Origin of the sequence: Burkholderia sp. Bp8992 (assembly GCF_003853705.1) — a bacterium.
Lineage (GTDB): Bacteria > Pseudomonadota > Gammaproteobacteria > Burkholderiales > Burkholderiaceae > Burkholderia.
This window is the reverse complement of the sequence record NZ_QTQI01000026.1, coordinates 1-22,695: the sequence shown is the minus strand read 5'-3', so window position 1 is coordinate 22,695 and position 22,695 is coordinate 1. Positions and strand designations below refer to the sequence as shown.

The 22,695-nt window shown below is 66.7% G+C and carries 22 protein-coding genes and 1 pseudogene; 9 read left to right on the top strand and 14 right to left on the bottom strand.

Annotated features, from left to right (window positions below; translation table 11 throughout):
• Window positions 1-80: 80 nt before the first annotated feature.
• Together DIE03_RS29930 and DIE03_RS29925 are read right to left on the bottom strand one after the other, a co-directional pair.
• Complete coding sequence (locus DIE03_RS29930; protein WP_124455837.1) at window positions 81-1,550, bottom strand: efflux RND transporter periplasmic adaptor subunit; 1,470 nt, start codon at window positions 1,548-1,550, stop codon at window positions 81-83.
• Window positions 1,551-1,576: 26 nt separating this feature from the next.
• Window positions 1,577-2,890: a TolC family protein gene (locus tag DIE03_RS29925; protein WP_124455836.1), complete on the bottom strand. Its 1,314-nt coding sequence runs from the start codon at window positions 2,888-2,890 to the stop codon at window positions 1,577-1,579.
• Between the two features lie 301 nt (window positions 2,891-3,191).
• Between DIE03_RS29925 and DIE03_RS29920 the strand changes: the two genes are divergently transcribed.
• On the top strand, window positions 3,192-3,908 hold the full coding sequence (locus DIE03_RS29920) for a M35 family metallo-endopeptidase (RefSeq protein ID WP_124455835.1): 717 nt from the start codon (window positions 3,192-3,194) through the stop codon (window positions 3,906-3,908).
• Between the two features lie 15 nt (window positions 3,909-3,923).
• Window positions 3,924-4,373, top strand: a complete 450-nt coding sequence (locus DIE03_RS29915) for an OmpA family protein (RefSeq protein WP_124455834.1) — start codon at window positions 3,924-3,926, stop codon at window positions 4,371-4,373.
• A gap of 163 nt (window positions 4,374-4,536) precedes the next feature.
• On the opposite strand, the gene DIE03_RS29910 is transcribed toward DIE03_RS29915, so the two are convergent.
• From DIE03_RS29910 to DIE03_RS29880, 6 genes are all read right to left on the bottom strand, one after another.
• Complete coding sequence (locus DIE03_RS29910; RefSeq protein WP_124455833.1) at window positions 4,537-5,727, bottom strand: phosphotransferase enzyme family protein; 1,191 nt, start codon at window positions 5,725-5,727, stop codon at window positions 4,537-4,539.
• A gap of 36 nt (window positions 5,728-5,763) precedes the next feature.
• Window positions 5,764-6,396: a nicotinamide riboside transporter PnuC gene (gene pnuC, locus DIE03_RS29905; RefSeq protein WP_124455832.1), complete on the bottom strand. Its 633-nt coding sequence runs from the start codon at window positions 6,394-6,396 to the stop codon at window positions 5,764-5,766.
• 59 nt (window positions 6,397-6,455) lie between these two features.
• Window positions 6,456-8,687 (bottom strand): TonB-dependent siderophore receptor, encoded by a 2,232-nt coding sequence (locus tag DIE03_RS29900; RefSeq protein ID WP_124455831.1) that lies wholly within the window; start codon window positions 8,685-8,687, stop codon window positions 6,456-6,458.
• A gap of 600 nt (window positions 8,688-9,287) precedes the next feature.
• Entirely contained in the window at window positions 9,288-9,491 is a 204-nt protein-coding gene (locus DIE03_RS29890) for a DUF2970 domain-containing protein (RefSeq protein ID WP_124455830.1), read from the bottom strand.
• A 122-nt stretch (window positions 9,492-9,613) separates the two neighbouring features.
• Window positions 9,614-11,680, bottom strand: a complete 2,067-nt coding sequence (locus DIE03_RS29885) for a pyridoxamine 5'-phosphate oxidase family protein (RefSeq protein ID WP_124455829.1) — start codon at window positions 11,678-11,680, stop codon at window positions 9,614-9,616.
• Window positions 11,681-11,716: 36 nt separating this feature from the next.
• A complete protein-coding gene (locus DIE03_RS29880) occupies window positions 11,717-12,361 on the bottom strand; it encodes a glutathione S-transferase family protein (protein WP_124455828.1) in 645 nt (214 codons plus the stop codon).
• Window positions 12,362-12,488: 127 nt separating this feature from the next.
• Between DIE03_RS29880 and DIE03_RS29875 the strand changes: the two genes are divergently transcribed.
• Window positions 12,489-13,430: a LysR family transcriptional regulator gene (locus DIE03_RS29875; RefSeq protein ID WP_124455827.1), complete on the top strand. Its 942-nt coding sequence runs from the start codon at window positions 12,489-12,491 to the stop codon at window positions 13,428-13,430.
• Between the two features lie 136 nt (window positions 13,431-13,566).
• On the opposite strand, the gene DIE03_RS29870 is transcribed toward DIE03_RS29875, so the two are convergent.
• The 3 genes from DIE03_RS29870 to DIE03_RS29860 are packed head-to-tail and all read right to left on the bottom strand — an operon-like array spanning window position 13,567 to window position 15,058.
• Window positions 13,567-14,007: a hypothetical protein gene (locus DIE03_RS29870; protein ID WP_124455826.1), complete on the bottom strand. Its 441-nt coding sequence runs from the start codon at window positions 14,005-14,007 to the stop codon at window positions 13,567-13,569.
• 54 nt (window positions 14,008-14,061) lie between these two features.
• A complete protein-coding gene (locus DIE03_RS29865; protein WP_124455825.1) occupies window positions 14,062-14,544 on the bottom strand; it encodes a DUF4189 domain-containing protein in 483 nt (160 codons plus the stop codon).
• A 31-nt stretch (window positions 14,545-14,575) separates the two neighbouring features.
• Entirely contained in the window at window positions 14,576-15,058 is a 483-nt protein-coding gene (locus tag DIE03_RS29860; RefSeq protein WP_124455824.1) for a DUF4189 domain-containing protein, read from the bottom strand.
• Between the two features lie 595 nt (window positions 15,059-15,653).
• On the opposite strand from DIE03_RS29860, the gene DIE03_RS29855 reads away from it, so the two are divergent.
• The 3 genes from DIE03_RS29855 to DIE03_RS38850 all read left to right on the top strand — a co-directional run bounded on the left by DIE03_RS29855 (window position 15,654) and on the right by DIE03_RS38850 (window position 17,243).
• A complete protein-coding gene (locus DIE03_RS29855; protein ID WP_124455823.1) occupies window positions 15,654-16,505 on the top strand; it encodes a lysozyme inhibitor LprI family protein in 852 nt (283 codons plus the stop codon).
• 78 nt (window positions 16,506-16,583) lie between these two features.
• Complete coding sequence (locus tag DIE03_RS29850; protein WP_124455822.1) at window positions 16,584-17,087, top strand: DUF4189 domain-containing protein; 504 nt, start codon at window positions 16,584-16,586, stop codon at window positions 17,085-17,087.
• Between the two features lie 21 nt (window positions 17,088-17,108).
• The gene (locus tag DIE03_RS38850) at window positions 17,109-17,243 is read left to right on the top strand and encodes a hypothetical protein (RefSeq protein ID WP_260434975.1); all 135 of its coding nucleotides are present in this window, start codon (window positions 17,109-17,111) and stop codon (window positions 17,241-17,243) included.
• 45 nt (window positions 17,244-17,288) lie between these two features.
• Here DIE03_RS38850 and DIE03_RS29845 read toward each other — a convergent pair whose 3' ends face one another.
• Window positions 17,289-17,945, bottom strand: coding sequence for a TetR/AcrR family transcriptional regulator (locus tag DIE03_RS29845; RefSeq protein ID WP_124455821.1), 657 nt, complete (start codon window positions 17,943-17,945; stop codon window positions 17,289-17,291).
• 88 nt (window positions 17,946-18,033) lie between these two features.
• Between DIE03_RS29845 and DIE03_RS29840 the strand changes: the two genes are divergently transcribed.
• From DIE03_RS29840 to DIE03_RS29830, 3 genes are read left to right on the top strand one after another with little or no spacing between them, the layout of a single operon-like run.
• Entirely contained in the window at window positions 18,034-18,936 is a 903-nt protein-coding gene (locus DIE03_RS29840; RefSeq protein WP_124455820.1) for an SDR family oxidoreductase, read from the top strand.
• Window positions 18,933-20,525, top strand: a complete 1,593-nt coding sequence (locus DIE03_RS29835; RefSeq protein WP_124455819.1) for an NAD(P)/FAD-dependent oxidoreductase — start codon at window positions 18,933-18,935, stop codon at window positions 20,523-20,525. Before DIE03_RS29840 ends, DIE03_RS29835 begins: the two co-directional genes overlap by 4 nt.
• A gap of 7 nt (window positions 20,526-20,532) precedes the next feature.
• Window positions 20,533-21,516 carry an alpha/beta fold hydrolase gene (locus DIE03_RS29830; RefSeq protein ID WP_124455818.1) on the top strand — a complete coding sequence of 328 codons (984 nt, stop codon included), beginning with the start codon at window positions 20,533-20,535 and terminating at the stop codon, window positions 21,514-21,516.
• 58 nt (window positions 21,517-21,574) lie between these two features.
• On the opposite strand, the gene DIE03_RS29825 is transcribed toward DIE03_RS29830, so the two are convergent.
• The gene (locus DIE03_RS29825; protein WP_124455817.1) at window positions 21,575-21,973 is read right to left on the bottom strand and encodes a carboxymuconolactone decarboxylase family protein; all 399 of its coding nucleotides are present in this window, start codon (window positions 21,971-21,973) and stop codon (window positions 21,575-21,577) included.
• A gap of 140 nt (window positions 21,974-22,113) precedes the next feature.
• Window positions 22,114-22,695, bottom strand: a pseudogene (locus tag DIE03_RS39020) (highly repetitive protein); the annotation flags it as partial.

Here is a 22,695-nt window from a genome sequence, read left to right as displayed (position 1 = left end):
CCGCCCGGCCGGTCACACGGCGGGCCGGAAAGCGGGCCGCGAGCCGGGCTGCAAATCGCGCGACGGCGCATACGTCACACTCATTCATGTTCCGCGCTCCCCTTGCCGAGCTCGGCCTTCAGCACGAAGCTGTTCGACGCCGCGTACTCCTGGCCCGGCTTGAGCCCCTTCAGCACCTCGGTCGCGCGCTCGTCGCGCCGCCCCGTTTCGACCGCCTGCGCGACGAACCCCTTCGGCGAACGCACGAACACGGAAGGCGCGCCGTCGACGTCCTGCAGCGCGTCGCTCGCCACCGCCAGCGGCACGCCCTGCTTGCCCGCGTCGACCGACACGTTCACGAACATCCCCGGACGCCACACGCCGTCCGGGTTCGGCAACACGACGCGCGCCGGCGCGGTGCGCGTCTGTTCGCCGAGCAGCGAGCCGACGTATGCGATCGGGCCGCTCGAACGCGATTCGAACGCGGTCGCGATCACGGTTGCGTCGCGGCCGACGCGCACGTCGTTCAACCGCTGAGCCGGCACGGCCATCTCGGCCCACACGGTCGACAGGTCGGAGATCACGAACATGCTCGCATCGGCGGCGATCGCCTCGCCCGGCGTCGCATGCTTCTCGACGATCGTGCCCGCGAACGGCGCGCGCAGCTCGTAGCGGTTCAGCGCGCCCGCGCCGACCGGCGCGTTCAGCGCGGCGAGCTTCTGCCGCGCGTTCTGCACGGCGATCTCGGCCTCGCGCAACTGCACCTGCGCCTGCTGGTAATCCTGCTCGGCCGAGATGCGCTCCTTCCACAGCGTACGTTCACGCTCGTAGGTCGCACGCGCGCCGGACAGCCGGCGCTCGGCGGTCAGCAGTTCGCTGCGGCGGTCGGCGAGATCGGTGCTCGCGATCACGGCGAGCACCTGCCCCTTCGCGATGTTCTGCCCGAGCGACACCGACACCTGCTCGACGATGCCGGCCACGCGCGGCACCACGTGCGCGGTGCGGTCCTCGTTGAACTTGATCTCGCCCGGCAGCTGGAACGGCGTCGCGATCTGCGCGGGGCCGGCCTTCGCGAGTGCGATCTTCGAGGTCGCCAGTTGCGCATCGGTCAGCGCGATCGCACCGTCGGTGCGTGCGAACGGGAATGAGGCGGCGTCGTTGCCGGCCTTCACGTCGATCGTCGCGTCGAACACGTGCGGCTTCGCGATCGACTGCGCGGACACGAACTTCTGGCCGGACGCGTCGAAACGCAGCGGCTCGTGCGTGCGGTCGTACCGCACCAGCGTGCCGGAGACGGTCATGTCCCTGGTCGCCGGCTTGCCGTCGACGAACGGATAGACGACGAGCCGCGCGTCGCCGGGCTTTTCCGTCATCACGATCTCGACGGACAGCTTGCCGCGCTTGAGCACGACACCGCCGTGCGCGCCGGCGCCGTCGGCCGGCTGCGCGGCTTCCGCGCCCGCGGGCGCCGAGGCGTTGCTCCCGCTCCGGGTAACGGCGAGCGCGCCGATCACGATCCCTGCGCCGCCGAGCAAGGCCGCCGCGATAACGAAGATTCTGCTGCGTGACATGATGATCCTTCAGGTAAGAGGGGCGCTCATTGCGCGACGGCCGCGAGCGGCGTGCCGACGAGCCGGCCGATATCGGCGCGGGCCGAATGGGCGTCGGCGAGCGCGCGTACGTATTGCGACTGCCCCTGGAACAGCGTGCGCTGTGCGTCGAGTACGTCGAGGAAGCTGAACTTCCCGAGTTCGTAGCCGCGCGACATCGCGTCGAGCGCGAGGCGCGCGGCCGGCAGGATGTCGGACTTCAACCGCTGTGCTTCCTGCTCGGCGGCCTCGAAATTCGCGTAGGCCTGCGTGAGTTCCAGCCGCAGGCGCGTGCGTTCGCGATCGAGATCGGCGTTCGCGCGCTCGGCCTTGTGCGTCGCCTCGAGCAGCGCGCCCTTGTTCGTGTTGAACAGCGGAATCGGGATCGATACGCCGACCACGGCCTGGTTGTCGGGCACGCCGCCCGTCGTCACGCGCTTCACGCCCGCGCTGACCGTCACGTCCGGCATGCGCCGTGCACGTTCGAGCGACACCGCCGCATTCGAGCGCAGCATCTCGGCGCGCGCGATCCGCGCGAGCGGCGAATCGTCGAGCTGCGCGGCCAGCGCGGCAAGCGGCTCGACCGGCGGCACGGCTTCCAGGTCGCCGAGCACCGCGAGCCGGCCGCCGCGCGCTTCGCCCATCACCGCGTTGAGCTTCTCGCGCGCGACCTCGACACGGCCGCGCGCGGTCACGACTTCGATCTGCACGCCGGCCGCCGCCACCTGCGCCTTCGTCGCCTCGACCGGCGACACCTTGCCGGCCTGTGCACGACGTGCCGCAAGATCCGCGGAGCGCGCGGCGATCGCAGCCGATTCCTCGGTGACCTGGAGCTGTCGCTGCGCGGCGAGCAGCCCGTAGAACGCGGCGATCACGTCCGCGCGCACGACGGCGCCCTGTTCGTCGAGCGATGCGCTGGCCGACTCGCGGCCGTACGACGCGACGTCGAGCCGCGCGCGGCGCTTGCCGCCGAGTTCGATGGTCTGGTTGATCAGCGCGGTCGACGTGCGCTCGGCGCGGCTGAAGCCTTCCTGCAGGAACGACACTTCGGGATTGGGCCGCGCGCCGGCCTGCATCAGCGCGCCGGCCGAGGCATCGACGTCCGCGCGTGCACCGCGCAGCGCCGGATTGTTGCGGGCCGCGACGGCGAGCGCATCGGGAAGCGTCAATGACGACGCAGAGAGCGCATTGGATGGCGATTCGCCGACCGGTGCGGCGGGGCCCGCGGCAGCCGCGGTCGGCCCCGGCGACAGCGACGGCTGCGCATAAGCCGTCGCGGCCGTCGCGAAGGCGACGGCCACGGCGAGAGAGAGCTTGAGCATGTTCGGTTCTGCGGTAACGGTTTGCGACCGATGCTACGGTCGGGCCGCAGTGCGAACATGAGGCGAAGATGATATTTCCGTCATGTTGGGCGCGGTGTACTCGCCGATTCGACGTGCATATCTGCTCGGACGATCACGTCAGAATAAAAATATGTTTCGAAATTTAGAACTAGTTCTATAGACGTAGTCGCTCGAAAAGATGACTGTTCAAGGCTCCGGCAACACGAACGAAATCATGCTGCTTTATGACCTCAAGGTCGTGCTGCCTCCTTGAAAACCTACGAATCGAGACTTTAAATCAATGAAAAACCTCTTCGATCACAACGAGTATGACTTTGACACTGGCGAAGACAAAGAATGGTTTCTCGTTCACTCCGGAGCCGTCACCAACACAAACCCGGGATCAATGGTTGATGTTTACATCAACACAACACCCATTTGCCCCAACATGACCAATCGAGAATTTAGAATTATGGTGTCGCGACTGCTTAAATGGTCCATAATTCTAATTGAACGCAGAATCAATGACCTGAAGCGGTATGACAAAACGACTCAAGACAGAATGATCCATTGGTTCAATCGATGCGATGAAGAAACACGACAATACCTTCTCGACGGCTTCTCACGACATCTCTCGGTTCTAAAAACGCTAACACCACACCATTTCGTTCGAAGCGATCCGAATCTCGATAGAATGTTAGGTTGCGTTCCGAACATGATCGATATCGAGAATGAAGCCGCTCACGTTTGCGGGCCCAATACGGAGCGCAGGCTTATCAGTATTGCGATGAAGTTTTGTACCGGCTTACGCGATCAGAATATGTTCGGAGATTCCCGCCTATCCACGCTCATTCACGAAGTCACTCACTTCGTCGACACCTTCGGTAGCGGCGATCCTCGTTACGGGCTCGATCCCACGGCGGCCGCATGGGCAAGGGCCAATCCTGACCAAGCATTAAGGAACGCGGATACCCTCACAGGGTTCGTGATCTACGGTGAAGAATTGTTTGCGGATTAAGGAGCCGAATTCACCATGAGAATTTTTATCACGTCACTGATCTTTCCTATCGTAACGTCACTCCTTTTACCGGCAAGCTCTGCGGCAGAATGCCAGGGAGCACAGAATCTGCCGTCACAGCAATTTTTCGTAGCCTTCCCCCACAACAGCCACGAGATATCCGAATCCGAAAAAATACGAATTGGACAATGGGTTTCAGCAATGAATTCCGAGCATCCAATTCAAAACTGGATCACTATAATTGGGAGCGCTTCCAAGATTGAGGACGATTCGGAACGACTTGCAACGAAACGAGCTTCCGCGACGGCGAAAGTCGTCATAGACGACGGTCTGATAAACGCACCGCTTCAGATAAAAACGCAAATTTATCCAGCCGGCAGCGCAGCCGGATCGACGTCGGAAACACGTGAAGTCACCATCCAAGTGAGTCCCGGCTGCCTCGACAACTGCTGTACCAGCCATTGACATGCAGTCGGCTCATTTACCGCCGCCGCGCTTGCGTTGACCCGTGTACCTCCAACGCTCGCGTGCGCCGGTCCATCGAATCCATCCGAACGAGATCTCGATGTTCGATTCGAGCGATATGTCGATCACCGAACCCGGGAAACTATCCGCGCATTCTCGAGAATCAAGCGCGCCCTTGCTTCCCCCGCCGCCGCTGCACAAGCCAGTCGAGCAGTTGCCGCCCGTCGCGCTCGCCGAACCAGCGCGCGTGCCCGATCAGGTAGCCGTCGTACGCAATGTCGACGATCGCCGGCGCATCGATGATGCAGCCGAAATACGCAACCTCCGACAGCGCGAACTCCGTATGCACGATCGGCAGCAGCGCGACGAGTGCCGCGTACGCGTCGTCGCCCAGCGGTTCGACCGATTCATAGCCGTCGAGCAGCGCGTCGATCTGGGCGTACTCGATGCGTCGCGCCTCGGCCGGCGCCATCCAGTCGACCGTATTGCGCTCGATCGCGAGCGCGAGATCCATCACCGCACAGGTGCGATCCGACAAGCCGAAATCGAGCACGGTCCGCACCTGCGCGCCGGGCTCCGCATCGGTCCAAAGCAGGTTCGACGCATGCCAGTCGCCGTGCGTCCACAGCGGCGGCAACGCAGGCAGCAGCGGCACGAGACGCGCGTGATACGGGCCGATCGCCTCGGCCACGTCGCCGCGCCAGTCGCGCGAGCCGAGCGCACGCACGAGCAGCGGCTGCGCTTCGACCCAGCGTTCGAGCGCACCCGCCAGATCGGTGGACGACAGCACGCGAAAACTCGACAGCAGCGTGCGCACGGGCCGCGCGGGTGCGTCGTAGCCGGCCGACGCGCGATGGAGTTCGGCCAGCGCGCGGCCGGCCGAGTACGCGTGCGAAGGATGCGTGAACGGCTGCCACGACATCACGCCGCGATACGGGTCGACGCCGGGCGCGAGCACGTGCACCTCGTACGTCCACTCGCCGGACGCAAACGCGGTCGCGCCGTGGCGATCGGCCAGCACGTCCACCACGGGGATGCCGCGTTCGCGCAGATGCGCGATGAAACGATGCTCTTCCTCGAGCCCCGCGACATCGCGCAGGCTCGCGTGGTGACGCTTGACGAACAGCCCGCGCCCGTCCGCCATCCGCACGAGCACGGCCGCCGCGAACTGCCGCGGGCTGTGCCACGTCAGCCGCACCGGTTCGCCCGCGCCGTCGATCCGCGCGAGTACGGCCGCCACCTCGTCGTGCGTCATCAATGGCCAGTCGCGTTCGGCCTGCTCGCCGTCCACGCCGAATTGAGGCGGCGCGACGTCACGCGACAAGGGGCCGTCCGGCTCGAGTGGGAATGACATGAACGACGTTGCTCCGTGGTTGAATCCGTGCGTGAATCAGCGCGCGCTGCCGCCCGACGCCAGCGCGCCGCCGGCCGCCGCGCGCAACGCAGCGGCCGTGCGGCTCCAGTCGCGCCAGCCGATGACGGCCAGCCCGATGAACAGCGCATAGAGTCCGGCCGTCAGATACAGTTCCTTGAACACGAACATCCCGACGTACACGACGTTCACGACGATCCACAGCCCCCACGACGCGATGTAGCGCCGCGCGGTCCAGTATTGCGCGACGAGGCTGAACGCGGTCAGCGACGCATCGACGAACGGCAGCGCCGCGTCGGTCCAGCGCGCCATCATGCCGCCGAGCAGCGCGCTGCCGATGACGGCCGCGATCAGGTCGGGCAGCATCTTGAGCGGCCGCACGCCGGTAACGGGCGCGACGTCGCCGGCCGGCGCCGCGCCGCCATCGGCTTCGCTCGCACGCTGCGCGAGCCAGCGCTGCCAGCCGTACACCTGCAGCACCGCGAACGCGCCCTGCAGCAGCATGTCCGAATACAGCTTCGCATCGAAGAAGATCCAGCCGTACAGCGCGACCGACGCGAGCCCGACCGGCCAGCACAGCATGCGGCGCTTCGCGGTCAGCCAGATCGCGAGCGCGCTGACGATCACGCCGGCGATTTCGAGTGGGGACATCGTCTGTGCTCTCCTGGTTGGCTGCCGGGGCCGCGCGTCACGCGGCCGGGTCCCGACGATCAGAAATCATAGGTCAACGATACACGCGCGGTGCGCGGCGCACCCGGGAACAGGTACGCATCGCCCTGCTGCTCGCCCGCGTCGCGCCAGTAGAACTTGTTGAACAGGTTGTCGACCGACACGCGCAGCACCGTGCGATGGCCGCCGATCTTCGTCGTATAGCGCGCGCCGAGGTTGAACACGAACCACGACGGCACGCGTGCGGTGCCTTCTTCGTTCGCGTTGCGCGCCGCGCTGTACTCGACGCCGCCGAGCACGTTCAGGCCCGCGACGCCCGGCACCGCGTAGTCCGCATACAGCGACGCACGCAGCGCCGGCACGTTGATGATCTGGTGCCCTTCATATGCCGGCGAACCCGAGTCGACCGCGCGAGCGCGAATCGCCGCGACGCTGGCCGTCAGCCCCAGCCGCTCGGTCACGCGCCCGGCCGCGCCGAGCTCGATCCCCTGGTGGCGCTGGGTGCCGCGCTGCACGAACGTGTAGGACGTGCCCGACGGGTCGGGGTCGGCGAACTGGAACGGCTTGCTGATCGAGAACACGGCGGCCGTGAGGCTCAACCGGTCAAGCCAGTCGTATTTCGCGCCGACTTCGATCTGGTGCGATTCGACCGGCGGCAGGAACGCATACGCATTGGTCGCACGCACGGGCGCCTGGTCGCCGAGCGACAGCGCCTTGCTGTACGACGCATACAGCGACAGCACGTTCACCGGCTTGTAGACGAGCGCGACCTGCGGCAGGAACACCGAGCGATCGGTGTGCGTCGTGTCGCCGTCGAGGCTGCTCCAGCTGCGCTGGCGCAGCAGCACTTCCTTGCCGCCCGCGAGCACCTGCCAGTGTTCGCCGATGCTGATGCGGTCGAGCCCGAACACGCCGTACTGCCACGAATCGAGCTGCGGATACGACGGCCCGGGCGTGTTCGGCGACGGTGCAAACGCGACGTCGGGTCCGTAGATGTTCTCGCTGCCGACATAGTCGTACACGGCGGTCGCCATGTGCACGACGCGGCGCTGCACGCTCACGCCGAGCGTCAGCTCGTGCCGCAGCGGCCCCGTCGCGAACTTGCCGGTCGTGACGGCGCGCAGGTCGTCGTTGCGCCGGTATTCGCCGGGGCTGCGGAAATCGTAGACGTCGTAGTCGCCGTTCGCGCCGAAAAAGAACGGCGACGTCGCGCCGGCCGTGCAGCTCGCCGCGTACGAGCAACCGTACGCGAACGCGCTGTTGTCGTCGATCATCGTGCGGCTGCGGCCGGCGGCGATGTAGGCCTTCCAGTCGTCGTTGAACTGATAGTCGAAACGCGCGTTCAGGTTCAGCGCATCTGTCGTCACCGGCTTCGCCCACGGCTGCGTGCCGAGCGCCTTCGACGTCGTCTTGACCGACGGCACGACGGTGCCGCCGAGCAACTGGTAGCCGGGCGCCGAGCGCTGGATCCACTGCTGGAATTCGGCGTTGAGCTGCAAGCTAGCGCGCGGGCTGATGTCCCAGTCGGCGGCGATCGAACCGAACGTGCGCCGCCCGTTCGTGCCGTCGATGTAGGAGTGCATGTTCTCCTTCGCGGCATTGATCCGGAAGCCGAACTGATGGTCGGGGCCGAAGCGGCGGCCGAGATCGACGGCCGCCGACGTCGAGCCGCGGCTGTCGACGCCGCCCGTCACGCTCGCGACGTTGGCGGAGCGCTTGGTCACGAAGTTGATCACGCCGCCCGGCGCGACGACGCCGCTGTCGATGCCCGCGAGCCCCTTCAGGATCTCGACGCGCTCCTTGTTCTCCAGCGGCACGTTCTGCTCGCCGGACACCGTCATCCCGTCGATGCGGATCGCGCTCGCGAGATCGACCGGAAAGCCGCGGATCGCAAATCCTTCGAAATAGCCGACCGGCGCATAGTCGTTGACGACCGACGCGTCGTTGCGCACGACATCGCTCAGGCGCTTTGCCTGCTGGTCGTCGATCAGCGCGCGCGTGATGACGTTCACCGACGCCGGCGTGTCGCGCAGCGGCGCGTCGTCGAGCCCTGCGACCGACGCTTCGCGCGCGCGCAGCGTGCTGCCGCGCTCGCCGCTCACCGTGATCGCGGGCAGCGTCGCGGTGCCGGCCGCGTCGGCCTCCGGTACGGGCGCGTCGCCCGGTGCCGCGGCGGCCTGCGCCGCGAAAAGCGTGATGCCGAGGCCGACTCCGAGCCCGACCTTCGTGCGACGCCGCCGTGCGGATGTCGCTGTTGTTCTATTCACCGTCATTGTTCTGGATGGAAAACTCGCCACTCGACCCTGTCGAAACACGTTACGAAGCTGCGAAGCGTGCACCCGCCGACGAAATCCGCACCACGACCGGACGCATGCAACGACACGACATCCATCAGACGAATCGGACGGTACGGCATGCACGCATGCCGGTCGGTCAGGAAGACGCAGGATGGGACATCGGATTCAGGTGACGTACCGGGCACCGACGCAGCGGCCGACGGGTTCGTCGGGAGCGGGCGGGCGGCCGGCGGCATCGCGCGGTCGTGTCATGCGGGGGACGCTTCGAACGCCCCGGCGCAGGCGGCGGGCGCTTGCGCCGGCCGTTCGTTGGAACGGCGGCCTGCCCGTCGCGCGCGACAACGCGGCGTGGCGCGCATTTTACCCCTTGCGGGACGGAGGGCCGTGGAATCGGATGGAACGGGAGGCGGGAACGGCGGGACGGGGGAAATACGCTTCGGGTCGTGCGACCACGGCGGCGATGCGATCGCGATGCGCGTCGTGTGCTGCACCCGCGACAACCGGTGCAGTCGTGCGCCGGTCGAACGGACGGAAACCGGAGCGGGCATGACGGCCCGCCATCGGTTCACCTGTCGCTCAGAACCCCTGCATCGTCACGGTCGGATCGACGACGAGATGCACGACGCCGTAGATCACCGCGCCGACCAGCACCGCCAGCAAGATCGCGACGAACGGCAGCAACGTGAAGTTGGTGTTCGCGAGATCGGTCGCGTGCGCCTTGCTGTTGCGCACGCCGAAGAAACTCCACAGGACCAGGCGAACCATGGCGAGCAGTTTCATGATGGGCTCCTTTCATCGAATCGGTTGACGCTATCGTCGATCCGGACGGCATTCGAAAAAAGAAGCAGTTGCGCGCGCTTTTCGCGCAGCAGGCCGTCTGCGGCGGCATGTCGCAGGGTCCGTCAGCGGTCGAGCACGAGCGGCTCCGCGGCGCCCTTCGCGGGCCGCGCGACGCACAGCAGCGCACAGCCCGGTTCGACCGGTGCGTCGGGCGTTTGCTCATAGTCGACCGCACCGGACAGCACGCGCGTCGCGCACGTGCCGCACGAGCCGGAGCGGCATTCGGACGGCACGGCAATCCCCTGCCCCTCGGCGAATTCGAGCAGCGGGCCGTCGGCCGGCGTCCATGCGGCTTCGCGCGCCGTGCGCCGGAACACGACCGGCACGCTCGCCGCCGGCGGCGTCGCGGACGCGCGGGTCGCGCTGCGCGCGACGCTCGACGGTCCGAACGCCTCGAAGCGGATGCGTTCGTCCGGCACGTTCAGCGCGCGCAGCCCGTCGTACAGGTCGCGCATGAACGCCGCAGGCCCGCACAGGTAGAAGTCGTAGTCGTCGAACGGCAGGATTCGCTTCAACTGGGCGATGTCGATGCGGCCGGCCCGTGCGGCCGAGCCTTCGTCAGGATGACTGTCGAACCGGTGAAGCGACAGGCGTGGATCGGCGGCCGCGATGCGCGTCAGTTCCGTCGCGAACGGCCGGTCGGCCGCTTCACGTGCGCCGTGCACGAACACGACGCGGCGCGACGGCTTGTCGTCGGCCAGCGCGCGGCGCAGCATCGCGACCATCGGCGTAATGCCGATGCCGGCCGACACGAGCACGGCCGGACGCGGGCTCTCGACGTCGAACGTGAAGCGGCCGCGCGGCATCTGCGCGTCGAGCGTCATGCCTGCCCGCGCGTGATCGTGCAGCCACGCCGACACGCGCCCTTCGCGCTTCACCGTGATCCGGTAATCGGTGCCGCCCGGCGCATCGGACAGCGTGTAGCTGCGAATCGACGGCGCCTCGCTGCCCGGCAGCGCGACGCGCAACGTCAGGTGCTGCCCGGCTTCGTACGTGGGCAGCGCGCCGCCATCCGCCGGCTCGAAATGAAGCGAGCGAATCGCGCGCGCTTCGTCGACGATCTTCGCGATACGCAACGGCCGCCATGCGGGGGCCAAGGCGGGTGCGGATACGGACGACACCGGCGCAGGCGCCACCGTCGCCGCTGCGCCCGCACGCGCCGCCATCGCCGCGAACTGCGGCGCGCGCTCGACCTCTGACCACCGGAACGGCAGTACCGCGCGCAGGCGCCGCACTTCCCGCACATGGAACCGCACGACGCGCTGCGCGCCGTCGAACGACGCGACGAGCGGCCCGTCCCAGACGATTTCCGCACGCGCGGCCACGACCAGCAGGTCACCGCTGTCGAAATCGATGAACAGCAGCCCCGCGCGCGGATCGTGCTGCAGGTTGCCGAGCGTGTTGAAGAAGCGGTTGCCGCTGAAATCCGGCGTCGTCAGCGTGTGCGCATCGTCGACGCGCACGAAGCCCGGCATCCCGCCGCGATGCGACACGTCCGCGCCGCGCGCCGCGCCCGCGTCCGCCGACGTGTTCGCACTCGCAACGAAGAACGTGTCGGCCTGCGCGAGGAGCGCGCGATCGGCGTCGCTCAATGCGTCCGACACGTCGGGCGCGACCGAGGGATCGACTTCACGTGCCACGAAAGCGGGCTTGCGACCCTGGATGTACTTCGCGCAGTTGCCGAAGCTTTGCTCGACCGCGATCGTCAGCGCGTCGCCGTCGACCGCACGCACGACGCCATTCACGCGATTGCGCCGGCGCGTATCGAATTCGATCCCGAGCCCGCCGAGCGCCGCGCCCGGCTGCCAGGCGCCGGCCAGCGGATCGCCCGGCAACGGCCGCGCCGCGATGCGCAGCGTGCGGGCGTCCGGCGACGTGACGAAACCCGGCTCGCCGGCGCGCAGCGTCGCCCACGGCTGGCCGTGCGCATCGACGCCGCCGAGCACGAAGAACGGCAGTTGCTCGAAGAACGCCCGGTGCTGGTCCGGCATGAAGCGCCGGATCCCGCGCCGGCCGGCCGCGCCCGCGGCCTCCGTCACGCCCGCGCGCTGCTGCACGGCGAGTTCGCCCGCGTGAAACGGCGCGGTGTCGAGTTCCCAACCCGGTACGACGGCGGTCGGCGCGTTCATCGCGTTCTCCCTGAACAGGCGCGGCTTCGGTGGGCGTTACGCGGCGAGCAGGCCCGCGCGCGTCGCCGGCATGCCGACGAAGCCCGGCAGCGCCTCGACACGCGCCAGCCAGGCACGCACGTGCGGATACGGCTCGAGCGACACGCCGCCTTCCGGTGCGTGCGCGATGTAGGTGTACGCGGCGATGTCCGCGATGGTCGGCTGCGCGCCGGCCGCGAACGGCTTGCCGGCCAGCTCGCGATCGATCACGTCGAGCACCTTCGCGGCCGTGCGCTTGGCTGCCTCCGGGTCGAGCGGCGCGCCGAACACGGTCACGAGCCGTGCGGCGGCCGGCCCCGACGCGATCGGGCCGGCCGCATACGACAGCCAGCGCTGCACCACGGCCGCGCCGGCCGGATCGTCGGGCAGCCAGTGTGCATCGCCGTAGCGCTTCGCGATGTACACGAGGATTGCGTTCGAATCGGCGATCACGGTGCCGCCGTCGTCGATCACCGGCACTTGCCCGAGCGGATTGAGCGCGAGGAACGCCGGTTCGCGCTGCGCGCCGGCCGCGAGATCGACGTCGACGATCTCGGACGGCAGGCCGAGCAGCGACAGGAACAACCGGACGCGATGCGCGTGCCCCGAGAGCAGGAACGAATAGACGCGGATCGGCGAGGCAGGCTTGCTGGCGGCAGACATGGAAAACACTCCGGAATCTCGCGCCGCCGGGAGTCGGCGACGAACGGCTCCAGCGTAGCGCTCGCCGTTCATCGCCAGAAGACGGATAATCGAGGAAACATTATCCGCTTTCATAGGACAATCGACGATGGCCGATCTGCGCGACGTGAACCTGAACCGGCTGGCGATCTTCGTCGCGGTGGTCGAGGCCGGCTCGCTGACGGCCGCGGCCGAGCGGCTCGGCCTCGCGAAGACGGTCGTCAGCACGCACATGCAGCGCCTCGAATCCGAGGTCGGCGCGAACCTGCTGGTACGCACGACGCGGCGGCTGAGCGTGACCGATGCGGGGCGCGCGTTCTACGACGCGTGCCGCGACATCGTGCGCGCCACCGAAGCCGCGCTCGACGCGGTGTCGTCCGACGCCGGGCCGCTGCGCGGCACGCTGCGCGTGAGCGTGCCGATCGACTATGGCGCGCTGGTCGTCGCGCCGGCCGTCGTCGCGCTGCGCGACCGGCATCCGGCGCTCGACGTCGAACTGGTCGCGAACGACCGCGTCGTCGATCTCGTCGCGGACAACCTCGACGTCGCGATCCGCATCGGCCGCCTCGCCGATTCGAACTATCGCGCGGTGCAGCTCGGCACCTACGAGAAATGGCTGGTCGCGAGCCCGGCGTTCGTCGCGCGACACGGGCTGCCGCGCGATCCCGATGCGCTCGCCGCGCTGCCGTACGTGATGCTGTCGTCGCTGCCGCGCCCGCATACGCTCGAGCTCGACAACGCGCGGGGCGGCCGCGCGTCGGTGCGCTGCGTCGCGCCGGTCGTGTCGAACACCGCGACCGCGTGCCGCGCGATCGTGCTCGCGGGCGGTGGCTTCGGGCTGCTGACGGATTTCTCGACCGCGGACGACGTCGCGACCGGCCGGCTCGTGCGGCTGCTGCCGGGCTGGCATACGGCGCCGGCCGGGATCCATGCGGTGTATCCGTCGACGCGGCTGCCGTCGCCGAAGGTGCGGGCGTTTGTCGAGGCGATGAAGGTGAGGCTGGGGGAGATGCCGGCGGCGCCTACGACAAGGCGCTCACGGTCGAAGTAGCGGAAAAAACGAAGAAACGCGGAGAGCGGCGCTCAATACGCCTGCATGGGTCTTCTCATGAGCAACGACTTCGACACCGGCCACGATACACATTCAAGTGAAACGCCGTAGATGCCTATTTGGAAGGGCCGACACCCTAACGTAACGGCTCGACCGACGGTGACGTGAAGCCGCTTTCCATTGTGCCGGTCAACGAAGCGCCCCGACAGGTCCGGCTCCAGCGCTCGAAGTTGTAGTTCGTCTGGATCCAGCGATTGCCGACGGCATCACCGCCGGGCTTGCGAATCGACCAACCCAATTCGGCGTCGTAATGCGCTTCATCGCGTTCGTTGGTTACGACGCCCTTGGTATCGACAACGGCCTCGCGCGTCGCGCCGCCCTCGATCTGTTGAGGGCCCTGTTTCGCGCCGGCCAGGTCGTCCGCGTACAACTGACGAAGATGCTCCACGCACGCGTCGAAGCTGGCGAACGATTGCGGCGGCATATCCACCGGCGGCAAATGGCCGCTCGCGGAAACGGACGATGCAAACGACGTCGCAACGCTCAACAGGAGAAGGCGGGTGTTGAAGTGCTTCATGTTTTGAGGTTCCCGCATATGCCCGAGCGCCAGCTCCGGGTCGGCAATTGCCCGCTAGTGAGCGCTTTTTGGCAGGCTGCAATCGGTGTAATAGAGACGGCACGCGGTATCGCCATCCGTCTGGCAGATCGCCATGCCTTTCTGTATGGCTTCTTCCTTGGTGCCAGCACCGGCCGTACTGAATCCTTTGCTTCCAACGATCATGGCTCCGCAGCCGTTGGAGTAGGTCAACTGAACTTTGCAGGTAGCCCCTCCCTTGGCCTGGCAATCTGCCATCGCCGTGCGCGCGGCTCCGCGTTCGCTTTCCCCGCCGACGGCCGTGCCGAGTACGCCCTTTACACCATCGGTCGCGATCGCTCCCCACGTCGTCGCCAAACTGAACGTGGGCGCCTGCTGTGTGGGTGCCGCCTGCGCGCGGGGGGCCGGGCCACAAGACGTCGCGCTATAGGGAATCCAGCCTGACGGACATGCCACCTGGGCGTGCGCGGTGATACTGATACTGACCAGGCAAGCGATTGAAAGGATTTTGGATCGCATGTTCTCTGTAACGCGTCTAGCGCTTTTCGTGTTATTCCAGTCGCTGGGGCAAACTACATCCGGCGTAGTAAACCCAACATTTCGCCGCCCCTTTTGAAGCGCAATTCTTCATGCCCATACTGCTCGCCTCTTCCGACGTGCCTGCATTTTCCGTCCAGATGATCTGCCCGTTGGCCATGACCGCGACACATGAATTCGCGTACACGTTGTTGACGGAACAGTTCACACCTCCGCGGGCCTGGCATTCCCGCTGCGCGGCAGAAATCGCGCTGTCTTTATCCGGCATGTCGGACACGATGCCGAACGCACCTTGACTGGATACAACCGCACCCCAACGCGAGGCCCAGCGAATTTGGCGTTGAGGCTGAACCCCGTTAGTACCTTGCTGTCGGTTATCTGGACCGCAGTCACTCGCGCTGTAGGGAATCCAGCCCGGGGGGCAGGCGACTTGAGCGTGACTGAGCGATGCAACGCCAAGCAGCGTCAGCAGGACAAGCAGTCGGATGACGTTCATAGGTGATGTCGGGGCGCTACAGCGCAATAAGATGCGTTGAGGAAGGTCACAGGCCGAACGGCACGCAATCGCATTCTGTTCACGGCTCAATGTTCGTTGACTCGCCAGTCGTTCGATTCGCGCATTTCGGCAACTGCATCGCCATCAACCGGCGCGCGAAATCCCAATCGCGAAGCGCATCCACCTCGTATTAGCGAGGTCCAGCTCCAGCGATCGGCTTACGAAGATGTCACTGATATGTCTGTCAACCGTCGAATCCACACAGCGCCCAGCCAATGTATACCAGTCTATCTACTTTGACTAGAATTCCGCAGAATCAGGAGATACGTGCAGCGAGACAACCGCTGATTTATTTCCGTTGCTTAATATTTTTTTGAAGTAAGCCCGAGTCTCACACGCATGGCTCGCCCGTCGACGACGCTGTTGGATTCACCCATCGCGCGCTCTTTCGCACGACGCCGCCAAGCGGCATTTTCGACATGACATCGCCGTGACGGGTCCGCACAGTTACGCGCGTAAACATGAATCGTCATGACACAACCCCGACTTTTTTGCATCCCGCACCCTGACTCACGGAACGAGCCCGGAAGCCAACATGAAAGCCCTCCTCAGATACGCCGCCTGCATCGCGCTGCTTGCCAGCACCGCCGCTGCCCACGCGATCGACTGCAAAAAGGCCAGCAATCCTGTCGAACGTACGATCTGCGCCGACGAGAAGCTCAAGGCCGCCGATGCCGAGATGGGTAAAGCCTACGCGATTGTCATGCAGCAGGCCGGCAACGACGCAGATCTGCGCGCGATGCTCGTCCGCGGCCAGAAGCGCTGGATCGAAGCGCGTGACCAGCGTTTCGCGAATCCACAGGATTTCGCCGGCGCGCCGAACGGCAAGGCCCTACGCGCGAGTCTGCTCAAAGCGATCCGTCAGCGCACCGAGACACTGAGCGAGCCCGGCAAGGCCAACCGCGCCACGCCGCGCTTGCTGGAAACGGCGCTGCAGCAGCGCAAGTTCCTGGCGCAATTCACGGGTGGGGCATTCGCAGGTTTCGAGACAGGATGCGATTTCCTGCCGGGCGGTCAGGAACTGAACTACGGCTGCTTCAGCGCACGCCGCTACCAGAACCGAGACCGGGTCTGCACGTTGATGGATGACTGGGCGAGCGGCGGCTACTACCAGACACGCCTGGTGGGCAACGTCGTTCAGGGCCGGCTGGAAACCGTGGCGGCATGCGGCGACGGTTCAGAAGGCGGCAGCCCGTGCCCGGACACCGTGGACGAGGCGCGCAAAGCGAGCGCAGGCTGGAATCTTCACCCGGGCCGCCCCGCGCTGGCGCCCAAGGCGCTGCCCAAGCTGGATGCCGAAGTCGAGCTTGGCGCCGAAGATACCGCCTGGCTGCACGCCTGCCTGACGGACAGCCGCTACCCGCAGAGTGCCGGTGCGGCGCATTGAAAGGCCGATCGCGTTTTCTACCCTACGTCATCTCCCCTCACCGACACGTCCCGGTGACTTCTTGAGGTCGATACTCCGATGAAAAGCAAACTCGCCTTGGCTTTCATGGTCACTGCATTCTCATTCTGTACTCACGCCTATGCAGAGGGCGGCTGTCCTCCTGGCACGGTTCCACAAGGTGGGCAAGGAACGACCTCTTGCCGCCCTATCCCTGGTTATGGCCAGCCGGGGAATCAGGCCATACCGGGCGCACCGCTCAACGTCACTTATATCGAGCGTTGGGGCGCGGTCGCGTTGGACGCCCAGGAAACCCACAACATTGGCGCGTCGCATGACAAAGCAAGCCGATCCGAGGCGGAGCAGATCGCCATGAAAAATTGTCTCGACCTGGGCTCCAGGAAGTGCGAATTGGTCTCCGCTTACTCCAACAGGTGCGTGGCGGTAGCGAAGGCCGATACTCACTATAGCGTTGCAACTAGCCTGACTCGGCCAGAGGCGGAGAAATCCGTGATAGGCCTGTGTGAAGACGCGTCGTGCAAAGTTGTTTTTAGCAGTTGCAGCTTGGCGAAACGTATTCAGTGAGGTCGAAGCATGGACAGATCCTTGATGATGACGCTGGGCATCATGATGTCTCTTTCCATCGGATGTAGCGCTGCCACGCCGCTCGACGATCGGCAGAACATCGAGACGCAGGCGTTGCCCCCCTTCATGGCTCGATGCGCGTGCAAATATGCCTGAGTCGTTTCGACGGATTCATGCCCGAGCCACAGTTTCCGGCGCCAGCTACCTGCCCGTTCCCAACGTCCCCAGCAACACCTTCCTGCAACTGGAGATCATCTGCGCCTCCGGATCGCGATATTCGGTCAGCAGCCACGCCGCGCCGACGTTCGTCATCGCGCCGACGAGCGCTAGCCCGATCAGCCGCTGCTCGGTGCGCTCCGCGGGCGTCGCCGCTTCATGCGGCGCGCCGATCGCCATGATCAGCTTGCCGAAATCGATCAGCATGCGCTGGTACGTCATGTCGGTATCCGCGCTCACGCCCATCACCTCGAGCAGCAGCACGCGCGCCGCGCACGGGTCGCGCAGGAATGCGAAGAACGCGGCGAGCCCCGCGTCGACGCTCTCGCGCAGATCGCCGCCGCGCGCGGCGACCGCCTGCGCGACCGCGTCATGCAGTTGCTGCGCGTGGTGCAGGTAGGTGCAGCGCAGCAAATCCTCGGTGCTGTCGAACGCCGCGTAGAAATAGCGATCGTTCAGCTTCGCTTCCTGGCAGATCGACCGCACGGTCGCCTTGCGAAAACCCACCGTGCCGAACACGCGCGTCGCCGCGCGGATCAGCGCGTCGCGCCGCTCGGCAGCCCGTACCTCGGGCGCCACGCCGCCATACGACCGGCCCCTTTTTTCCGTTTCGAGTGCTTTCTCCATTCCGCTATTTGACATCAGGACACCCGAAAACTAAAGTGGTGACGACAAACACCACAATAGGCGCGCCGCCGGTGCAGCGCAAGCGGAACGGGAGGAACGACGGATGAAGGGGTTTTCCGGGAAGGTCGCCGCGATCACGGGCGCCGGTTCGGGCATGGGCCGCAGCCTCGCGGTCGAGCTCGCGCGGCGCGGCTGCGAGGTCGCGCTCGCCGACGTCAACGAAACCGGGCTCGCCGGCACGGCGGCCGCGTGCGCGCAGCACGGCGTGCACGTGAGCACGCGGCGACTCGACGTCGCCGACCGCGACGCGGTGTTCGCATGGGCCGATTTCGTGCGCGCCGAGCACGGCAAGGTCAACCTGATCTTCAACAACGCAGGCGTGTCGCTGGCCGCCAGCGCCGAGACCGCGCGCCTCGCCGATCTCGAATGGATCGTCGGCATCAACTTCTGGGGCGTCGTGCACGGCACGCAGGCGTTCCTGCCGCACCTGCGCGCGTCGGGCGACGGTCACATCGTCAACACGTCGAGCCTGTTCGGCCTCATCGCGATGCCGACGCAAAGCGCATACAACGCCACCAAGTTCGCGGTGCGCGGCTTCACCGAGGCGCTGCGGATGGAACTCGAACTCGACGGCGCGCCGGTGAGCGCGACCTGCGTGCATCCGGGCGGCGTCGCGACCGGCATCGTCGACGCGGGCCGCGTCGACACCAGCATCCACGCGCTGACGGGCCAGGACGAAGCAACCCACCGCCGCCAGGCGAACCGGCTGATCAACGCGACGACGGCCGACGACGCCGCGCGGCAAATCCTCGCGGGCGTCGAGCGCAATGCGCGCCGCGTGCTCGTCGGCGCCGACGCGCGCCGGCTCGACCGGATCGCGCGCCTGCTCGGCGCCGGCTACCAGTGGCTGATGCTGCGCCACGTGCGCCGCGCCCGCGCACGCAACCTCGACCGCGCGCACACCCCGGCCACGCGCCCGACCACGCCCGCCAAGGAACCCGCATGACCTCGACGACGACCGACCGGCGCGATGCGCCGCCCGCCCCCGCCGCCCGCCGCGACAGCGGCGATAATCGCGACAATCGCGACCTCGACGTGCTGATCGTCGGCGCCGGCCTGTCCGGCATCGGCGCCGCGTATCACCTGAAGCAGCGCTGCCCGCATGCGAGCGTGGCGATCGTCGAAGCGCGCGACGCGATCGGCGGCACCTGGGACCTGTTCCGCTATCCGGGCGTCCGTTCGGATTCCGACATGTTCACGCTCGGCTACAGCTTCCGCCCGTGGCACAGCGACAAGGCGATCTCCGACGGCCAGACGATTCTCGACTACATCCGAGACACCGCGCGCGCGCATGGCATCGACAAGACGATCCGCTACGGGCAGAAGGTCGTCGCGGCCGACTGGGATTCGAACCGCGCACGCTGGACGGTACGCATCGAGCGCACGCAGGACGGCGCGACCGACACGCTCGTCTACACCTGCCGCTTCCTGTTCATGTGCAGCGGCTACTACGACTACGATGCCGGCTACCGGCCCGACTGGCCCGGCATGGAGACGTTCGAAGGCAAGCTCGTGCATCCGCAGCACTGGCCGAAGGACCTGTCGTACGCGAACCGGCGCGTCGTCGTGATCGGCAGCGGCGCGACGGCCGTCACGCTCGTGCCGTCGATGGCGGCCGATGCGCAGCACGTGACGATGCTGCAGCGCTCGCCGACCTACATCGTGTCGCTGCCCGCGCGCGACAAGATCGCGAATGCATTGCGCCGCGTGCTGCCGTCGCGGCTCGCGCACCGGCTCGTGCGCGTGAAGAACGTACTGCTGACGATCTACCTGTACAACGTGTCGCGCCGCAAGCCCGACCAGACGAAGAAGTTCATCATCCGCGCGGCCAGCAAGCAGCTCGGCCCCGACTTCGACGTCGCGAAGCACCTGACGCCGCGCTACATGCCGTGGGACCAGCGCGTGTGCCTCGTGCCGAACGGCGACCTGTTCAAGTCGATCCGCGCGGGCCGCGCGTCGATCGTCACCGACGAGATCGAGCGCTTCACGCCGACCGGACTCAAGCTGAAGAGCGGCCAGCAGCTCGACGCGGACGTGATCGTCACCGCGACCGGGCTGAAGGTGAAGATGCTCGGCGGTGCGCGCGTCACGGTCGACGGCCGCGTGGTCGACCTGCCGGAGACCGTGTCGTACAAGGGGATGATGTACAGCGACGTGCCGAACCTCGCGTCGTCGTTCGGCTACACGAACGCGTCGTGGACGCTGAAGGCCGAGCTGATCGCGCGCTACGTGTGCCGGCTGCTCAACCACATGCGCGCGAACGACTACGACACGTGCGTGCCGCGGCTCGGTGCCGGCGAACTCGGCGACGTGCCGGCCGTCAACCTGAGCTCGGGCTACATCCAGCGCGCGGCCGGCATCCTGCCGAAACAAGGCCGTCACAAGCCGTGGAAATTCCACCAGAACTACGTGCGCGATCTCGCCTCGCTGAAATTCAGCGCGCTCGCCGATTCGGCGATGCATTTCGAACGCCGCGCGAAAGCCGGCCCGGCCACCACCACGCAGGTCGCCGAACCCGCACTCGAAACCCGTTGAGGCCGACATGACCCCCGTGCTCCATCTGATCCAGAACGTACTGCTCGGCGTCGTCGCGGTACTCGCCGCGCTCGCGCTGTTCACCGCTTACGTGGCCCGGCGCGTGACGCGCGCGTTTCCGCCCGAAGGCCGCTTCGTCGACATCGGCGGCGACCGCATCCATTACGTCGAATACGGCAACGGCCCGCCGATCGTGTTCGTTCACGGGCTCGCGGGGAATTGGCGCAACTTCGCGTACCTGCCGCTCACGCGGCTCGCGCAGCAGCATCGCGTGATCCTCATCGACCGGCCGGGCGCAGGCCGCTCGCTGCGCGGCGCGAGCTCGCAGGCGAACGTGTACGCGCAGGCCCGCACGGTCGCCGCGTTCATCGACGCGCTGCACCTCGACAAGCCCGTGCTGGTCGGCCATTCGCTCGGCGGCGCGATCGCGCTGGCGGTCGGGCTCAACCATGCGGACCGCGTGAGCCGGCTCGCGCTGATCGCGCCGCTGTCGCACGAGCAAACCGAGCCGCCCGCACCGTTCCGGCCGCTGATGCTGCCGTCGCCGCTCGTGCACCGCTTCGTGTCGTGGACCTTCGCGATCCCGCTCACGATCCTGACCGGCCGCAAGGCCGTGCGCCAGGTGTTCGCGCCGGAAGATGTGCCGCGCGACTTCCCGGTCAAGGGCGGCGGCCTGCTCGGGATGCGCCCGCACGTGTTCTACGCGACGGCGACGGACCTGCTGTCGGCACCCGCCGACCTGCCCGCGATGGAGCGCCGCTACGCGGATCTCGCGCTGCCGGTCGACGTGCTGTACGGCCGCGCCGATCCGATCCTGAACTGGCGCGAGCACGGCGACGCGCTCGCGAAGAAGTCGGCGCGCGTGCGGCTGAAGGTCGTCGAGGGCGGCCACATGCTGCCGGTCACGATTCCCGATGCGACGGCCGACTGGCTGCTCGAGGTCGCCGCAGCACCGGCCGAGGAAGCCGCGCCGACGGTACGCATCGCGTAAGCCGCGACCGCACGGCAACGCCTGATTCCGTGCCCGGCAACCAACGCCGCGGGCGGAATCAGGCTTCGTCGTCGGGCACCGACAGCCCGAGATCCGAGATCACCTCGCGCGCGCTGCGGAATGCCTCGACGGCAGCCGGCGCGCCTGCATAGAGCGCGCTGTGCAGCAGCACCTCGCGGATCTCGACGAGGCTCGCGCCGTTGTTGAGCGCGCCGCGAATGTGGCCCTTCAGTTCCGTGCTGCGGCCGAGCGCCGCCAGCATCGCGCACGTACACAGGCTGCGCGTCTTCAGGTCGATCCCGCCCCGCTGCCACGTGCTGCCCCACGCATGTTCGTTCAGCCAGTTCTGCAACGGACGCGAAAATCCGTCGAGGTCGCGCATCGCGCGCTCGACGAATGCCTCGCCCATCACGTCGATCCGCCGCGCCTTGCCGGATTCCCTGTCCTGTTCGCTCATGTCCGTGTCCTGGTTGAAGTCGTGGCCGCTTCGGCTTCGCCGGCAGCCGGGCGTTGTCCGGCCATGTTCCCGGGCCCCGCGCGTTTCGTCAAAGACGCGGCCCTCGGTTCGCGGCCGCCCGTGTCCCGCTATGTCGGACGCTACGTAACATCGCACCGTGCGTTACGTCGACTGACGGGAACATCGCGACGGCCTCGCCCGCGCACCGTACGTGCCCGTCGCGGGAAACCGCCATTACTCCGTTTAAATCGCGTCGATATTCCCGATTTTCGCAACAAAGCGCGACACCGTTTCGCTAAACCTTTCGTGGCGCGGAATTTGCAGAGGAGGCTTGGACACACTTCCAATGTCGAGGCCAACATGCATAAATTCTTCAAGAAGACGACGGTAACGATGGCCGTCTCGTCACTGCTCGCGCTGTACGGCTGCGGCTCGGTCGATGGACCGACGACCCCGCCGACGATCAAGCCGAGCACGTCCGGGACGGGCGGCAGCTCGGGGACTTCGGGGACTTCCGGTAGTTCGGGGACGTCGGGTAGTTCGGGCAGCTCGGGGACTTCCGGCACGTCGGGGACTACTTCGGGTACCTCTGGTACGTCGGGGACTTCCGGCACCTCGGGCACCTCCGGTACGTCGGGCACTTCCGGTACCTCTGGCACCTCCGGTACGTCGGGGACTTCGGGTACTTCGGGTACTTCCGGTACGTCGGGTACTTCCGGCAC

Excerpts from the sequence above, each read along its gene's own strand:
- DIE03_RS29930 (WP_124455837.1), bottom strand. The coding sequence starts at position 1,550 with ATGTCACGCAGCAGAATCTTCGTTATCGCGGCGGCCTTGCTCGGCGGC.
- DIE03_RS29925 (WP_124455836.1), bottom strand. The coding sequence starts at position 2,890 with ATGCTCAAGCTCTCTCTCGCCGTGGCCGTCGCCTTCGCGACGGCCGCG.
- DIE03_RS29920 (WP_124455835.1), top strand. The coding sequence starts at position 3,192 with ATGAAAAACCTCTTCGATCACAACGAGTATGACTTTGACACTGGCGAA.
- DIE03_RS29915 (WP_124455834.1), top strand. The coding sequence starts at position 3,924 with ATGAGAATTTTTATCACGTCACTGATCTTTCCTATCGTAACGTCACTC.
- DIE03_RS29910 (WP_124455833.1), bottom strand. The coding sequence starts at position 5,727 with ATGTCATTCCCACTCGAGCCGGACGGCCCCTTGTCGCGTGACGTCGCG.
- pnuC (WP_124455832.1), bottom strand. The coding sequence starts at position 6,396 with ATGTCCCCACTCGAAATCGCCGGCGTGATCGTCAGCGCGCTCGCGATC.
- DIE03_RS29900 (WP_124455831.1), bottom strand. The coding sequence starts at position 8,687 with ATGACGGTGAATAGAACAACAGCGACATCCGCACGGCGGCGTCGCACG.
- DIE03_RS29890 (WP_124455830.1), bottom strand. The coding sequence starts at position 9,491 with ATGAAACTGCTCGCCATGGTTCGCCTGGTCCTGTGGAGTTTCTTCGGC.
- DIE03_RS29885 (WP_124455829.1), bottom strand. The coding sequence starts at position 11,680 with ATGAACGCGCCGACCGCCGTCGTACCGGGTTGGGAACTCGACACCGCG.
- DIE03_RS29880 (WP_124455828.1), bottom strand. The coding sequence starts at position 12,361 with ATGTCTGCCGCCAGCAAGCCTGCCTCGCCGATCCGCGTCTATTCGTTC.
- DIE03_RS29875 (WP_124455827.1), top strand. The coding sequence starts at position 12,489 with ATGGCCGATCTGCGCGACGTGAACCTGAACCGGCTGGCGATCTTCGTC.
- DIE03_RS29870 (WP_124455826.1), bottom strand. The coding sequence starts at position 14,007 with ATGAAGCACTTCAACACCCGCCTTCTCCTGTTGAGCGTTGCGACGTCG.
- DIE03_RS29865 (WP_124455825.1), bottom strand. The coding sequence starts at position 14,544 with ATGCGATCCAAAATCCTTTCAATCGCTTGCCTGGTCAGTATCAGTATC.
- DIE03_RS29860 (WP_124455824.1), bottom strand. The coding sequence starts at position 15,058 with ATGAACGTCATCCGACTGCTTGTCCTGCTGACGCTGCTTGGCGTTGCA.
- DIE03_RS29855 (WP_124455823.1), top strand. The coding sequence starts at position 15,654 with ATGAAAGCCCTCCTCAGATACGCCGCCTGCATCGCGCTGCTTGCCAGC.
- DIE03_RS29850 (WP_124455822.1), top strand. The coding sequence starts at position 16,584 with ATGAAAAGCAAACTCGCCTTGGCTTTCATGGTCACTGCATTCTCATTC.
- DIE03_RS29845 (WP_124455821.1), bottom strand. The coding sequence starts at position 17,945 with ATGTCAAATAGCGGAATGGAGAAAGCACTCGAAACGGAAAAAAGGGGC.
- DIE03_RS29840 (WP_124455820.1), top strand. The coding sequence starts at position 18,034 with ATGAAGGGGTTTTCCGGGAAGGTCGCCGCGATCACGGGCGCCGGTTCG.
- DIE03_RS29835 (WP_124455819.1), top strand. The coding sequence starts at position 18,933 with ATGACCTCGACGACGACCGACCGGCGCGATGCGCCGCCCGCCCCCGCC.
- DIE03_RS29830 (WP_124455818.1), top strand. The coding sequence starts at position 20,533 with ATGACCCCCGTGCTCCATCTGATCCAGAACGTACTGCTCGGCGTCGTC.
- DIE03_RS29825 (WP_124455817.1), bottom strand. The coding sequence starts at position 21,973 with ATGAGCGAACAGGACAGGGAATCCGGCAAGGCGCGGCGGATCGACGTG.